The sequence below is a fragment of the Moorella thermoacetica genome (genome assembly GCF_001267405.1).
GTDB lineage: Bacteria > Bacillota > DSM-521 > Neomoorellales > Neomoorellaceae > Neomoorella > Neomoorella thermoacetica.
Genome location: NZ_CP012369.1, coordinates 1251526 through 1264776 on the forward strand (window position 1 = coordinate 1251526; position 13251 = coordinate 1264776).

A 13251-nucleotide genomic window follows, 5' to 3' on the forward strand; every position below is an offset into this window, starting at 1 on the left:
TTTCATTTTTCACCTGCCTCTGGGTTCCTGAAAACTCTAATAGATATTTCTTGCCGGGGTTCCACTTTTAGAAAGTCGTCCTCCCAGGGACCCTGGATCAATCTTTGCAGGTAAAGGCTGTTCCCCTGATATACCTCATAAGTCAGTCCCAGGTTTGCAGCCAGTTGCCGGGCCATCGCCAGGGCCGCAGGGTGCAACAACCGGGAAGAGGCAGCGGAGGCCGGCTTAACCTGCCGGTCCACCCCGGCGGAGCGGGTGCCCTGCCCGAAATCGGTCTTGATAAAAACCACGTTTTGGTAATGACAATAAAGCTGTTTTAAAATCCAGCGCCCGCGCTCTTCTCCGTAGCGCTCCAGGCAACGCTGGTATTCCCGGACCATATTTTCTTCCCCGGCCAGCCATCCAGATGATAAAAAGTAGGTACCGGTCGGCCAACGCGCCCTTGCCGCGACGGATCCTAAAAGCAAAGGAATGCAGTCATCAACTTTAGGTATGATGACGGGGCAGGAACCAGTACGCAGGCCGTCCAATGCTCCGCCGCAGAGCCCATAACCCAGGAGGATAAGATCGTAGTCATTAGCAGCGTTAATAGCTTCCTGAAGGGCCTGCCGCAATCGTTCTGGAGAACGATGCAGGCCCTGATCGAGGAAAAGCAGATCCTCACGACCGGTGGCCAGAGAGAGGAGTTCGTCTTCCATGACCCGGCAGGCGATAATCAGGCTGCGCAAAAAATTGCCTCCTCTTAGACTAGGGTTGTGCCAAATCAGGCGATTATTGGTTGGTTTCTTGCGGGCTTGGGAGTACAGGCTTCCGGCTCCGGATGTTTAAGCTAGCCAAAATTGGTGCTCTGTGGCTTAAGAGGGGGCTTGCTTTACCACCAGGCATCCTGGTAACGGCCGTCACTAGAATTATAGATCAGACGGAGCCAGGTTTAAGTATCCCGGAAGCGCCGAAAAAGGGCAAGACGAACTACTGTCGCGGTAAAATCGGCATGGGTAGGGGTTTAGGAGTAGCTGCCGAACTCCCTGGCAGACTCAATTAACGCCCGCAGGTTTTCCGGCTTTATATTATCGATTGTCGCTCCAGAGCTCAGTATAAAACCTCCATCCTTACCGGCAGTTTTTATCAGCTGCTTGCAGTATTCTTTTATTTCTTCCGGTGTTCCAAGGCTTAACAGGGTAATGGGTACATTCCCGGCGATACACGCTATATCTCCCAGAATTTCTTTAGCTCTGGCCATATCGGTATCATCAAACAGCCATACTGTTTTTCCCTTCGGTAAATCGCGAATGACTTCTAAACGGGAATTATAGCTGCCTTCGGCAAACAGGAAGGGTACTAGCCCTTCTTCAATTAAGCCTGTAATAACTTTCTTTAACGTTGGCCAATAAAAAGTCCTGTACTGCTTATCTGACAGAAAACCGTCAGCACCTTTATGGAGGGGCATAAATACCAAGGGATGGCCGGCAGCCTTGGCCGAAGCCACCCCCATCCTTATGGCGAGGGGGGTAACGGCTTCAAGGGCCTCCTGCAGTTTCTCTGGTTGTCTATACATATCCAGCATGATCCCATAAGTGCCTCTAAGGGTGTCGCCGATGATATCAAAGGGAGCCTTGCTAACCCCACCAAGAAAGGCAGGAAACCCCTGCCCTTGCAGCGCTTGATCCACGGCGCGCAGCATGCCCGCCCAGCGACGAACCTCATTACCCGCTGCAATAAAGGCCCTTAAAGCCTCCTGGACCTCGGGCAACCCGAAGGGCAGAAAACTGCCGCAGGTCATCACTATTTCCACGACGTCGGTGAGGGGGGCTAATTTCTCTAAGGGTTTAAGTGCGCCAAAGATGCGGGGAAGGTAAATCCTAACCCAAAAATCGGAGGGATCTTGTATCAATGCATTATATTCATCGGCCTTCATGTACTCAGCCTCGTGGCACTGATAAGATGTATCCGGAGGGGTACCGTGACCCGGCCATTTATATAATTTATAGTCGAGGATTTCAAAAAATCTGCCCGGCGGATCCAGGAAGAGGCCTAAATAGGCATCCGGTGCAAAATCCAGAACATATTTCTTCCAGGCCGCTGCCGCTCTATCATAATCATACATTGCTTCCTTAACCGTCATTCCGCCGTAGTAAGCAGGGAAAAAACCGGTAATTGGGCATACCGACACTCGATCCGGCACCTTCTGCAATTGAATAGCGGATTTCAGCCGGCTTACCCTTTCTTTATAACCCTTTTCTGCTTCCGGGCTAACAAACGGGAAGCCCCGTCCCGAAAGCCATGAGGCGAACATTTGCTCCTGCTTTTCTTCCGGCGTCATTAATTTCCCCCACCCGAAAAGCTGCAAGATCTATAAACATTTTACAATTAAATTATATTTAAGGCAATGCCTGCCTTTAACATAAGAACACATTAGTAGACGCCCTGGTTTGGCGTCTACTAAATTTTCTATAGATGTTGCTCGAAATTTAGCTATCTTTTGTATCCTTCCGGGCTTTAAAGCCTAGTTCCGGAAGAAATAAAGTCACAGCGCCAGAAATTAACATACAAAAACTACTCAAAGCAAATAACATGTTATAATTCTGGCCTGCTAAAGGGGCGATAATAAAAGATGGAATGAAAAATGCACCGATAAGTTGGAGGGTAGCGATGATTCCTCCGGCGCTTCCGGCATATACAGGGCCTATTTCGGGTAGTAACATGGGGAATGCCATAAGTAACGGTGCGATGATGCCCGTCAAGATTCCGGTAAGGGCAAGCAATGCCCACATACTCACTCCTGGAAGCACAAGCCAGGAAGTGTACATAACAAAAGCTGCCAACAAAGCCACAGGTGCCAGGAATGGCTTGATCTTACCAGTATAGTCGGAGATTACCGGGCCTATAATACTGCCAATAATATTTGTAAATGTAACAATAGAGGCTATCAAGCCGGCTTCTATCGGGTTCAATCCCCGCACCTCATGGAGGGCATTGGGGAGAAAGCCAGAAAATGCTATGGTTGCACCCATAAAAAACATCATTACTACGCCGACCATCCACACGTTCCTGCTTCTAGCAGCTACACCAATATACCTTGTAACAGGCATGAACGGCAAATCAGGTGCCCCCTCTGGCTTGGCCTTTATAAACGCCATCCATAAAATCCATACGCCTGTCATGAGGAAACCTGCAGTGAGAAAAGCGCTTTTAATTGTTGGAAACAAGGCAGAGGTGGCTAAAGCGATACCCATCCCGGTATAACTAGCCGAAAAATAAATTCCCATAGCGGTTCCCATTTGCTCTTTAGGAAACCATGCGCCAAGCAGTTTGGAGGCATTGGCGTTCAAGACAGCTGAACTAATGCCCGATAAGAACATTAAAATAAACAATTCCTTAAAATCATGAGCTGAATACCGGAAAAAGACTCCTAATATGGAAAAAACAAACCCGCTGGAGACGATTGCCTTCACACCAAATTTATCTGCCAATGCTCCTGCCACAAGACTAAGAAATACTGCTGATAACATGGGAGCTGAAAAGATCATGGCAAATTGCCTTGAGTTAAGCTTGAAAAGCGGAATAATCTTATATGCCAGGGCAGCGACCTGAAACTGAGTGACGACCCCGACAAATATAGCAAACCACATTACAATTAGAATTACCCATCGATATGGAGATAACAATGGCTTAGAAACTTCTTTCACCAGGTATACTCACTCCTTATATATCCTTAAATTAAACCTGAAAACTTTAAAAATGTTCCCCTATGGAAATTATCAGCTAATATATCATTTGGATTAACAAAGAATGGGGGCCATTTTTCAGGCCCCATTCCTTTATCGTTGCCAACCTTCCGTGCATTAACACTATGCTCCGAACACTTCCGCCGCCACTTTTACTCCATCGGTGGCCGTGGTGGCATAATAGTCCGCTCCTACATAATTCTTCACGGTTTCGTCTATATAGTTGCCTCCAATAACCACCCTCGTATCCAGACCTGCACCCCGGATCGCTTCGATGGTTTCTTTCATCGCCTCCTGGCAACTGGTTAAGAGCACGCTCATGCCTACCAGGGGCGCCTTCGTTTCCTGCAGGGCTTCAACAAACTTCTCCTTCGGTACATCCACTCCCAGGTCGACTACTTTATACCCCGCCCCTTTTAGCAGCATGATGACTATATTCTTGCCCAGGTCGTGGATATCTCCCTTCACTGTGCCGATCACTATGGTTCCTTTGTGTTCTCCACTTTCTCCCCCCAGGTGTGGTTCTAAAATATCCATGGCGCCCTTCATTATCTCGCCTGCCATTATTAATTCGCTCAGAAAATACTCGCCCGACTGAAACCGGTTGCCTACTTCTACCATGCCTTCCTGGAGGGTTTTGACAATCTCCAGGGGCGCGACTCCCCCTCCCAGGCGTTCTTTTACCTGCGCGAGTACCTGTTCTTCTTCTAGTTCTGCCATTGCCTTTGATAAAGTGTCTGTCAGCATAAAGACCTCACTCCTAATTCTAGAGAATTAAATATCTCTGCGGGCTACCGCTGTACCCAGAACCAGATAAAGGCGTAGGCAAAGGCCTCGAGTTTCTCCCACTCTTTTTTTACAATCTCCTCATTGCCGGGGATTTCCCCCAGCTCTTCCCTCTTAACCTTCCACGGCACGCAAGTACCGGCTTCCGGAACAAAGGCTATTTGCATTTTGTCCGCCATTGACTATCCCTCCTCTTTTAGTAAACCCCGTATTCTCTTGCTGCTTCGAGCATCGCCAGGATGTTTTCCCGCTTAGCATCACCCAGAACGACCCCGCCCGGTGCAAGGACAAAGCCACCGTCACAGGCCAGTTCATCAATAGCCTGCTTCACACAATCCTTCACTTGTGCCGGCGTACCGTAAGTCAGAAGCGTAGTGGGAACGCCACCCCACAGGCAGAACTTACCGCCGAGAATTTTCTTCGCTTTTTTGGCATCAGTATTATCAATGATAAAGACGATACTTTTTTCGGGCAGCTCGGCTATCTTCTCCAGGTACGGCGTCCAGTCTCCTTCGGCGAAGAAAAAGGTCCTCTTCCCCTGCGCCCAGAGGCCCTCGATAACCGCTTTCCAGGACGGCCAGTAGAATTTTTCCCACTGTTCCATGCTCAGGAACGGGTACGCCCCGCGATGAAGGGGGGCAAACACAGGCAGAGATGTATCGCCTGCTGCGGTAATCCTGGCATAGGCGATATTATGGGGTACGATCGCCTCGCAGGCGGCTAAAACCTTGTCGGGCCGCCGACGAAGGTCCAGCAAGATCCCTTTCATCCCCCGCAAGGCATCCCCCAGAGTATCAAACGGGGCTTTGGTCATTCCCGTCACATAAGGTACTATACCATATTCTTTTGCCAATTTTTCACCTTTTATAGCCGCGTTGGCATTGGCCATGGCAAATCCCGCGGCGCTCTTAATTAATGCCACCGTAGCCCGGTATGACCCCGGTTCGGCAAACTCCTCACTGATACGGGGTAAAAATTTAGTAGCCAGCCATGCGGTAGGATTGGCGATAAAATCGTCATAGTCTTCGGGTTTCATGTACTCTTCTTCTACATACTGATAACCTACGTTCGCTTCCAGTCTGAGGCCGGGGAACTTATAGTATTTGGAGCCAAGGGCATCAAACATGGGTGGCCACCATAATAGGAGGGAGCCATACATTATATCAAAATCAAGATCTTTAATAATATTGCAGATAATTTCTGTTTCTTTATCGAAATCATAATATGCTTCTTGAATAGTGCTATCTGTGTACCTAACCACCCATTCGCCCAGTGGAAAAACAACCGGAACCTTGTCGGGCTTACCGCATTCCATGGCGGTAGCGTAACGATTAAATCTCTCTTGATAAAGCTTTTCCTTATCGCTCATGTTCTTATGCCTCCTTTTACTTATATACCGTCCCTCTAATAATGCACTACATCAGTTCTTGCTTTCCTTTCTCCTGCTCAACCGTATTACTTCACCCCCTAAATTTGTATTACTTTAATCCGCTAACAAATCTTTACGATATGCCTTTAAAAAGTTCTTGCCGAAACGGTCGTTACCCAGCAGTAAATCGGTGGTGGTGACTGCAGTCATGATTTTTCCATCCAAGGGATCGAGAATGGCCGCGTCCATGCCGCTCGCCATACATATTGTCAGGAAGTAACGGTTGATGAGCTTCCTCTTCGGCATGTTAAACGAGATGTTGCTTAAACCGGATACTGTCTTCACTTTAAATAACCTCTTGATTTCCCTCAGGCACTGGAAAAACATCACCGCGTTGGTGTGGTTTACGGCCAGGGGGAGAACCAGCGGATCGATATACAGGTTGCTCAAATCATAATTCTTCCTGCTCAGGGTCTCTATCAGTCCCTCAGTTATCTTGATCCTTTCTTCAGCCGTTTTCGGGATACCATTGTCGTCAACCGTCAGGCCGATTACCGGGCACTGGTATTCGAGTACAAGTGGCAATACTTCTTCCAGCCGCTTTTTTTCCATGGATATGGAGTTGATTATCACCTTGCTCTTATCGCCCTTGACGGTCTCCAGACCCTTTTTTATTGCCTCCCCTGCTGTGCTATCAATGCATAAAGGTACATCAGTTACTTCTTGCACTGTATGCACAAGCCACTCCATATCGGCCACTTCGTCACAGTGGGCGGTATTTAGATCCAGGTAATCTGCTCCCGCTTCCGCCTGCCTGCGGGCCAGGTCCTGCACGGCCGCGGCGTTTTTGTCATTAATGATTTGACGGACACTGGGGATCGCGCTATTTAGTTTTTCACCGATGATTAACATTTCCTGTACCCTCCATGTATTTGGTTTCAGGCGTTTCTACGGAAACTATTCCTCATGCAGGATAGCTACCCAAGGTTTTTTGCAATAGAACCGTTTAAAGCCACCCCTCGTATACCGGTCTATACATATATTCTACTTATGTTTGATAATTCCTGCTTGAGGAAACAAAAAATTTTATAGTTATTATGCGCATACTTTCCTCCCTGTGGTAATAACACCGCAGGCTTCCATAATTAAAAAAATAAACCGGGTTTTTCCCCGGCTTGTCTTTAGCCCAACCTAAATTATAATGCAGATCAGCCCGCCGCCACCGTCATTGACTATGCGCTCCACCGTCTCCTGGAGTTTGACCTGGGCGTTTTCCGGCATGCGGTAGAGCTTGCTCTGGATGCCCTCCCGGACCAGGTCGCTCAAGGATTTGCCAAAGACGTTGGTCTGCCATATCTTCTGGGGGTTATCCTCGAACTCTTCCATGATATACTTAACCAGATCCTCGCACTGCTTCTCGGTGCCGATGATGGGCGTCACCTCGGTGGTGATGTCGGCGCGGATGAAGTGGTAGGACGGCGCCGTGGCCTTGAGCCGTACCCCGGAGCGGCCGCCCTGTTTGATAAGCTCTGGTTCAGCCAGTTCCATCTCATCTTCAGTGGGCGTCACTACACCATAACCGGTATTGCGGACCTCCTGGATACCGTAGGCGATCTTATCCCACTCTTTCTTGATGCCGGCCAGTTCCCGGAGCCAGCGGACGATATCCTGATCACCGCTGATGTCCAGGCCGCTGATTTCCCGCAAAATCTGATGGAAAAGGCCCTCACGGGTGCCCATATCGATATGGGCCGTGCCTGTTCCCAGGTCCATATCCTTCAAGGCGACCCGGGAGACATATTCATTCTCCCCGAGCTTTTCAATGGCGTTGTTGATATCCCGCAGGCGCCGGACTTCACCCACCGCCTCCCGGACGGCATTCTCCAGCTGCTGTCGCAGCCAGTGTTCGCTTTCTAGTTCGTCCACCCAGCGCGGTAAGTTGACATTGACCTCGGCCACCGGGAATTCGTAAAGGGCTTCTTCCATGATATGCAGGATGTCATCTTCCGTTAAGTTCAGGCAGTCCACCGGGAGTACCGGTACGTCGTAGGTTGTTTCCAGCTCACCGGCCAGGGCTATGGTCTCTTCCGCCAGGGGGTGAACCGAATTGAGCAGAATGACAAAGGGTTTGCCCAGTTCCTTGAGTTCCCAGATAACCCTTTCTTCGGCATCAACATAATCCTGCCGCGGTATTTCAGTAATACTGCCGTCGGTGGTTACGACAACGCCGATAGTAGCGTGGTCGGTAATGACCTTGCGAGTCCCGGTTTCGGCTGCCTCCTGAAAGGGTACCGGGTGTTCAAACCATGGCGTCCGCACCATCCGGGGACCTTCATTATCCTCATAGCCCAGGGCCCCCGGTACGGTGTAGCCAACGCAATCAACCAGCCGGACCCGCATCTTCAACCCTTCGCGAATAGCGATTTCTACCGCTTCATTGGGGATAAACTTGGGCTCCGTAGTCATTATCAGGCGACCGGCGCCGCTCTGGGGCAATTCATCCCTGGCCCGGTCACGATCATTAGGGTTTTTAATGTTCGGTAGTACCAGCTTTTCCATGAACTGCGTGATGAAGGTTGATTTGCCGCTGCGTACCGGCCCCATGACACCCAGATAAATATCGCCACCGGTACGTTCAGTTATATCCCGGAAAATGTCCCGTTTTTTCACCCCGTATTCTCCCTCCCCAGGCCTGAAATTTTCCGTTCAAAGTCAACTGGCATGTTTTAACAGTACATGTATATGATTCAACGTAGAAAATATAACCCAAAAGAAATTTTTTTGGGCCAACCTCGCTGGAACCTTTTAAGAATATATTCAGGCAGCCACACGAAAAGAACCGGGAAAGGCAGGAATATCGGGGTAAAAATAAAAGACCCGCCTGAAGGGCGGGTTTCCAGCAATGACCTTACCAGTCGCCTGACTCCACTTCATGGGTCCGGGGCCGTTCCATCAGGGCGGCGACACAATCGCCCACGGGTTTACCCTTATAAAGCACCTGGTAGATCTCTTCGGTGATGGGCATTTTGATGCCATGCTGGCAGGCCAGTTCCCGAGCCGCGGCCGTGGTCCGGACACCCTCCACCACCATGCCCACCGCGTCCAGGACCTCTTCCAGGGATTGACCCTTGCCCAGGAGGATGCCGGCGCGGCGATTGCGACTGTACATGGAGGTGCAGGTTACAATCAAATCGCCGATACCGCTCAAACCGGCAAAGGTCAAGACTTTGCCCCCCAGGGCGACACCCAGGCGGGCAATCTCCGCCATACCCCTGGTCATCAGGGCGGCCCGGGTATTATCACCCAGGCCCAGGCCGTCGGCCATGCCGGTGGCCAGGGCAATGATATTCTTTAAAGCTCCCCCGAATTCTACACCTATAATGTCAGGGTTGGTATAGACCCGGAAGGTCGGGTCCATAAAAACGTCCTGGACATATTCGGCCGTCTCCCGGTCAGCAGCAGCAACCACAACCGTAGTCGGCAGGCCACGCCCGACTTCCTCAGCATGACTGGGGCCGGATAGAACGGCTACCCGGTCCAGGCCTTCTTCAACCAGAACCTGGGATAAACGTTTTTTCGTCTCCAACTCCAGGCCCTTGGCTGTATTGACAACAACGGTTCCCTTAGGCAAAAAGGGTTTGAGAAGCCGGGCCGTCGAACGGACGGCATGGGAGGGTACGCTCAAGACCACCAGCCCTGCGCCTTTGACAGCCGCAGGCAGATCGGCCGTGGGAATAATCGTCCCAGTTAATCTCACTCCCGGTAGATAGGTTTTGTTTTCTCCAGTTTCCCTTAAAGCCGTCGCCAGTTCCGGCCGCCGGGCCCAGAGGTTGACCCTGAAGCCCTTATGGGCCAGTAGTACGGCCAGGGCCGTCCCCCAGCTGCCGGCGCCAAGAACGGCTATACTTTCCTTCACTTAGCTTCGCTCCCCCAGTTTGTGTTCGGTACCTGCCAGCAGGCGTTTAATGTTTGGCCGGTGACGGTAGATTACCAGGGCTGCCGCCACAAAGGTAAACAGGACGTAGGGCCAGGGGCGGTGAAAATATATTACTAAAAAAGGCGCTACGGCTGCAGCTACGATAGACCCCAGGGAAATGTAACGGGAAAAGATTACTACGGCCAGCCAGATTAAAAAGGCCCAGAAGAGAGCCAGCGGGGCCATGGCCAGCAGGGCCCCGGCGGTTGTTGCCACCCCCCGGCCTCCCTGGAATTCCAGAAAAATAGACCAGTTATGGCCGACGATGGCCATCAGGGCCGCCAGGATGACCAGTACCGGACCGCCTAAGGCCTGCCCCAGCAAGACAGCCAGGACACCCTTTAAGGCGTCGACCCCCAGGACCACCAGGCCGGGAATAGTACCCATGGTTCGCAGGGTGTTGGTAGCCCCGACATTACCGCTACCCCGCCGCCGGATGTCAAAGCCGTATAAATAACGACCTACAACGTAGGCGGTGGGAATGGACCCAATCAGGTAGGCCACTACCAGGGCCAGCAGCCACATCAATTTCCCCTCCCTCACCGGCTTTAACGTTCCCTGCCGCGCCGGAAAATCAAACGGATTGGTGTACCTTCAAAACCGAAGGCCTGTCGCAACTGGTTTTCCAGGTAGCGCTGGTAAGAGAAATGGACGCCTTCGGGGCGATTAGTAAAGAAGACAAAGGTCGGCGGCTTAACCTTAACCTGGGTAGCGTAATAGATCTTGACCTCCTGCCCTTTCACCGAAGGTGGCGGCGTCAGCAGCACCGCCTCCCGGACGACAGCATTCAATGTTCCGGTAGCAACGCGCCGGTTGGCCGCTTCGCCAACGGCGTCGATGGTCATCAGGACCTGGTCTACCCGTTGACCTGTCAGGGCGGAGATAAATAATACCGGGGCGTAGGCCATAAAGCTGAGCTCCTGCCGGACGGCTTCCCGGTAATGGTCCATGGTCCGTTCATCTTTGGGCACCAGATCCCACTTGTTTACTACTATTATAGTCGCCTTGCCCTTTTCGTGCCCATAACCGGCAATCTTTTTATCCTGTTCCGTCACGCCCTCGGTACCGTCCAGGATCACCAGGACGACATCGGCCCGTTCCACGGCCCTCAGGGCTCGCAGGACACTGTAACGCTCGGTGGGTACGGTAATCCGGCTCTTACGTCTCATACCGGCAGTGTCGATGAGGATGTATTCCCTTTCGCCACGGCGAATGTATGTATCAACGGCGTCCCGGGTAGTTCCTGGCAGGTCGCTGACAATCACCCGTTCTTCTCCCAGCAGGCGATTTACCAGGGAGGACTTGCCCACGTTCGGCCTCCCTACTATGGCTACCTTCAAGGCGTCCCCTTCTTCGCCGGCGGGTACTGCCGGCAAAAGCTCCACCACCCTGTCCAGGAGGTCGCCGGTATTCAAACCGTGGGCTGCTGAGATGGGCACAGGGTCACCCAATCCCAACCGGTAAAACTCATGGGTCACAGTGGGGTCACTGAAGTCTTCGACTTTATTGGCTACCAGGATCACCGGCCGGTCAGAACGGCGTAAAAGAGCGGCTATCTCCTCATCATCAGCCGTGATTCCCGTCCGGCTGTCTACCAGGAAGATGATTACGTCAGCTTCCTTGAGGGCCTGTTCGGCCTGGCTCCTGACCCTGGCCACCAGGGGGTCATCCTGGTGGGTGGCAATACCTCCGGTATCTACCAAGGTGAACTGGCGACCGCACCACTCGGCGTCCCGGTACAGGCGGTCCCTTGTAACCCCGGGAGTATCCTCGACGATGGCCACCCGCCCGCCGGTGATACGGTTAAAAAGGGTTGATTTGCCAACATTAGGTCGACCGATGATGGCAACTATTGGTTTAGGCAATAAGGATTCCTCCACAAAATACCATCTACTCCTGTTGGTGGGGATATATCCATCCGCAACTCAGGCGGCACCACCAGGGAACGAAAAATAACGTGCTGGCCCTTGTTTGAAGCGGGGGTTGGAGCGAAGAATTCGTTATAGGCAGGGAGGGCGGGTTTTACCCGGCGCTGGTTGCTCCGCTATACCTCTAATATCCCCGCTACCAGTCCTTCCCCTGTAGCCGGGATAATCTCTACCCGTACTCCTAATTCCCTGGCAAGCATTGCTGGCGTCCGGTCGTCCAGGAAAACCGGTGCATCGCTTTTCAACATAACGTCCGGTAGGATAACCAGGCCCTTCTTTTCCCGGGCCCAGGAGGCGGCCTCCCCCAGTTCGGCCAGTAGATCCTGGCCGGTGAGGAGCCCGGCTACAGTCACCTTTGGCCCGAAGAAACGATTGGGTACCGCAACCACCCTGGCCTCCAGGTTGGTGACCCCCGCTACCAGCCGTTGAACCAGCCTGGTCAGGAGAGGAGCTATCAGGACCCCGGTGGCGACGACTACCCGGCGCGGCCCGGTCAGGGCCCGCGGGATTTTCTTGACCGCGACTTCATACTCATCCAGAAAGAGGCGGGTGATACCGATGCCGTTCTCTGTCTGGGGAAAATCGTCATAATAAGCCGCCGCAGGCAGGGGTATCCCTGCCAGGAGGTAGAGTTCATCGGCCCCGTAGACCAGGCCCCGGCCAAAGCTTTGCCGGAAGCTGGACTGCCATTCCTCTATTCGGGTCACTATTTCCCTGGCCTCGCCCGGGGTTACCCGCCTCAAAGGAAATAGCCCTTCTCGCTCTGCAGTCAGGCCCACCGGAACCACGGCGATGGACTGTACCGCCGGGAAAAGCCGGCTTAAGTCCTTGACCGTGCGCTCCAGCTCCGGGCCGTCGTTCAGCCCCGGGCAGAGGACAATCTGGGTATGCATCTGGATACCGCCTGCGGCCAGGCGACCAAGCTGGTCCATGATGGCTCCAGCCCGAGGGTTGCCCAGGATATGCCGCCGCAGTTCCGGATTGGTGGTATGGACGGATATATAGAGGGGGCTGAGGTGCCAGCGCAGGATATAATCCCAGTCCCCTGGTTTCAGGTTGGTAAGGGTGATAAAATTACCGTGTAAGAAGGAATAGCGGTAATCGTCGTCTTTGATATAAAGGCCCGGCCGCAGGCCGGCGGGCATTTGATCGACGAAGCAGAAGAGGCATTTGTTGGCGCAGTGGCGTAGGCCGTCAAATGTTGGACCGGAAAACTCCAGTCCCAGGTCTTCGCCGTAATCCTTTTCAATATCCAGCAGCCAGGTCTCGCCATCAGCCTTTTTTATTTCAACCTGGAGGTTTTCATCGGCACAGAGGTAACGGTAGGCAATGAGGTCGGGCACAGGTTCTCCATTGATGGCTACCACCTCATCGCCCGGGTTAATTCCTAGCTCAGCGGCAATACTATCCGGCCGGACGGCAATTATCCGGCCCCTCTTAGTGGGCAAAAAAACTCAGCTCCCCGAC

The 13251-nt window shown here is 52.3% G+C and carries 12 protein-coding genes; all 12 read right to left on the reverse strand.

The genetic code is table 11. The annotated features are described in order from the left end of the window. Positions 1 to 2: 2 nt before the first annotated feature. Complete coding sequence (locus MOTHE_RS06280; RefSeq protein WP_011392826.1) at positions 3 to 728, reverse strand: DUF1638 domain-containing protein; 726 nt, start codon at positions 726 to 728, stop codon at positions 3 to 5. Positions 729 to 1003: 275 nt separating this feature from the next. After that, positions 1004 to 2320 carry a uroporphyrinogen decarboxylase family protein gene (locus tag MOTHE_RS06285; protein WP_053094807.1) on the reverse strand — a complete coding sequence of 439 codons (1317 nt, stop codon included), beginning with the start codon at positions 2318 to 2320 and terminating at the stop codon, positions 1004 to 1006. Between the two features lie 148 nt (positions 2321 to 2468). Beyond that, positions 2469 to 3686 (reverse strand): MFS transporter, encoded by a 1218-nt coding sequence (locus MOTHE_RS06290; protein ID WP_011392828.1) that lies wholly within the window; start codon positions 3684 to 3686, stop codon positions 2469 to 2471. A gap of 162 nt (positions 3687 to 3848) precedes the next feature. Then, on the reverse strand, positions 3849 to 4472 hold the full coding sequence (locus MOTHE_RS06295; RefSeq protein ID WP_011392829.1) for a cobalamin B12-binding domain-containing protein: 624 nt from the start codon (positions 4470 to 4472) through the stop codon (positions 3849 to 3851). 44 nt (positions 4473 to 4516) lie between these two features. Next, a complete protein-coding gene (locus MOTHE_RS13565) occupies positions 4517 to 4690 on the reverse strand; it encodes a hypothetical protein (RefSeq protein WP_165442561.1) in 174 nt (57 codons plus the stop codon). 17 nt (positions 4691 to 4707) lie between these two features. Beyond that, the gene (locus MOTHE_RS06300; protein ID WP_011392830.1) at positions 4708 to 5880 is read right to left on the reverse strand and encodes a uroporphyrinogen decarboxylase family protein; all 1173 of its coding nucleotides are present in this window, start codon (positions 5878 to 5880) and stop codon (positions 4708 to 4710) included. 114 nt (positions 5881 to 5994) lie between these two features. Continuing rightward, a complete protein-coding gene (locus MOTHE_RS06305; protein ID WP_011392831.1) occupies positions 5995 to 6792 on the reverse strand; it encodes a methyltetrahydrofolate cobalamin methyltransferase in 798 nt (265 codons plus the stop codon). Positions 6793 to 7071: 279 nt separating this feature from the next. Then, entirely contained in the window at positions 7072 to 8550 is a 1479-nt protein-coding gene (gene spoIVA, locus MOTHE_RS06310; RefSeq protein ID WP_053094809.1) for a stage IV sporulation protein A, read from the reverse strand. Between the two features lie 238 nt (positions 8551 to 8788). Further along, positions 8789 to 9796, reverse strand: a complete 1008-nt coding sequence (locus MOTHE_RS06315) for an NAD(P)H-dependent glycerol-3-phosphate dehydrogenase (RefSeq protein WP_011392833.1) — start codon at positions 9794 to 9796, stop codon at positions 8789 to 8791. Continuing rightward, positions 9797 to 10381, reverse strand: a complete 585-nt coding sequence (gene plsY / locus MOTHE_RS06320; RefSeq protein ID WP_011392834.1) for a glycerol-3-phosphate 1-O-acyltransferase PlsY — start codon at positions 10379 to 10381, stop codon at positions 9797 to 9799. A gap of 23 nt (positions 10382 to 10404) precedes the next feature. Then, a complete protein-coding gene (gene der / locus MOTHE_RS06325; RefSeq protein ID WP_011392835.1) occupies positions 10405 to 11721 on the reverse strand; it encodes a ribosome biogenesis GTPase Der in 1317 nt (438 codons plus the stop codon). 179 nt (positions 11722 to 11900) lie between these two features. Continuing rightward, positions 11901 to 13232, reverse strand: coding sequence for a DUF512 domain-containing protein (locus MOTHE_RS06330; RefSeq protein ID WP_011392836.1), 1332 nt, complete (start codon positions 13230 to 13232; stop codon positions 11901 to 11903). Between the last annotated feature and the right edge of the window lie 19 nt (positions 13233 to 13251).

Excerpts from the sequence above, each read along its gene's own strand:
- MOTHE_RS06285 (WP_053094807.1), bottom strand. The coding sequence starts at position 2,320 with ATGACGCCGGAAGAAAAGCAGGAGCAAATGTTCGCCTCATGGCTTTCG.
- MOTHE_RS06295 (WP_011392829.1), bottom strand. The coding sequence starts at position 4,472 with ATGCTGACAGACACTTTATCAAAGGCAATGGCAGAACTAGAAGAAGAA.
- MOTHE_RS13565 (WP_165442561.1), bottom strand. The coding sequence starts at position 4,690 with ATGGCGGACAAAATGCAAATAGCCTTTGTTCCGGAAGCCGGTACTTGC.
- MOTHE_RS06300 (WP_011392830.1), bottom strand. The coding sequence starts at position 5,880 with ATGAGCGATAAGGAAAAGCTTTATCAAGAGAGATTTAATCGTTACGCT.
- MOTHE_RS06305 (WP_011392831.1), bottom strand. The coding sequence starts at position 6,792 with ATGTTAATCATCGGTGAAAAACTAAATAGCGCGATCCCCAGTGTCCGT.
- plsY (WP_011392834.1), bottom strand. The coding sequence starts at position 10,381 with ATGTGGCTGCTGGCCCTGGTAGTGGCCTACCTGATTGGGTCCATTCCC.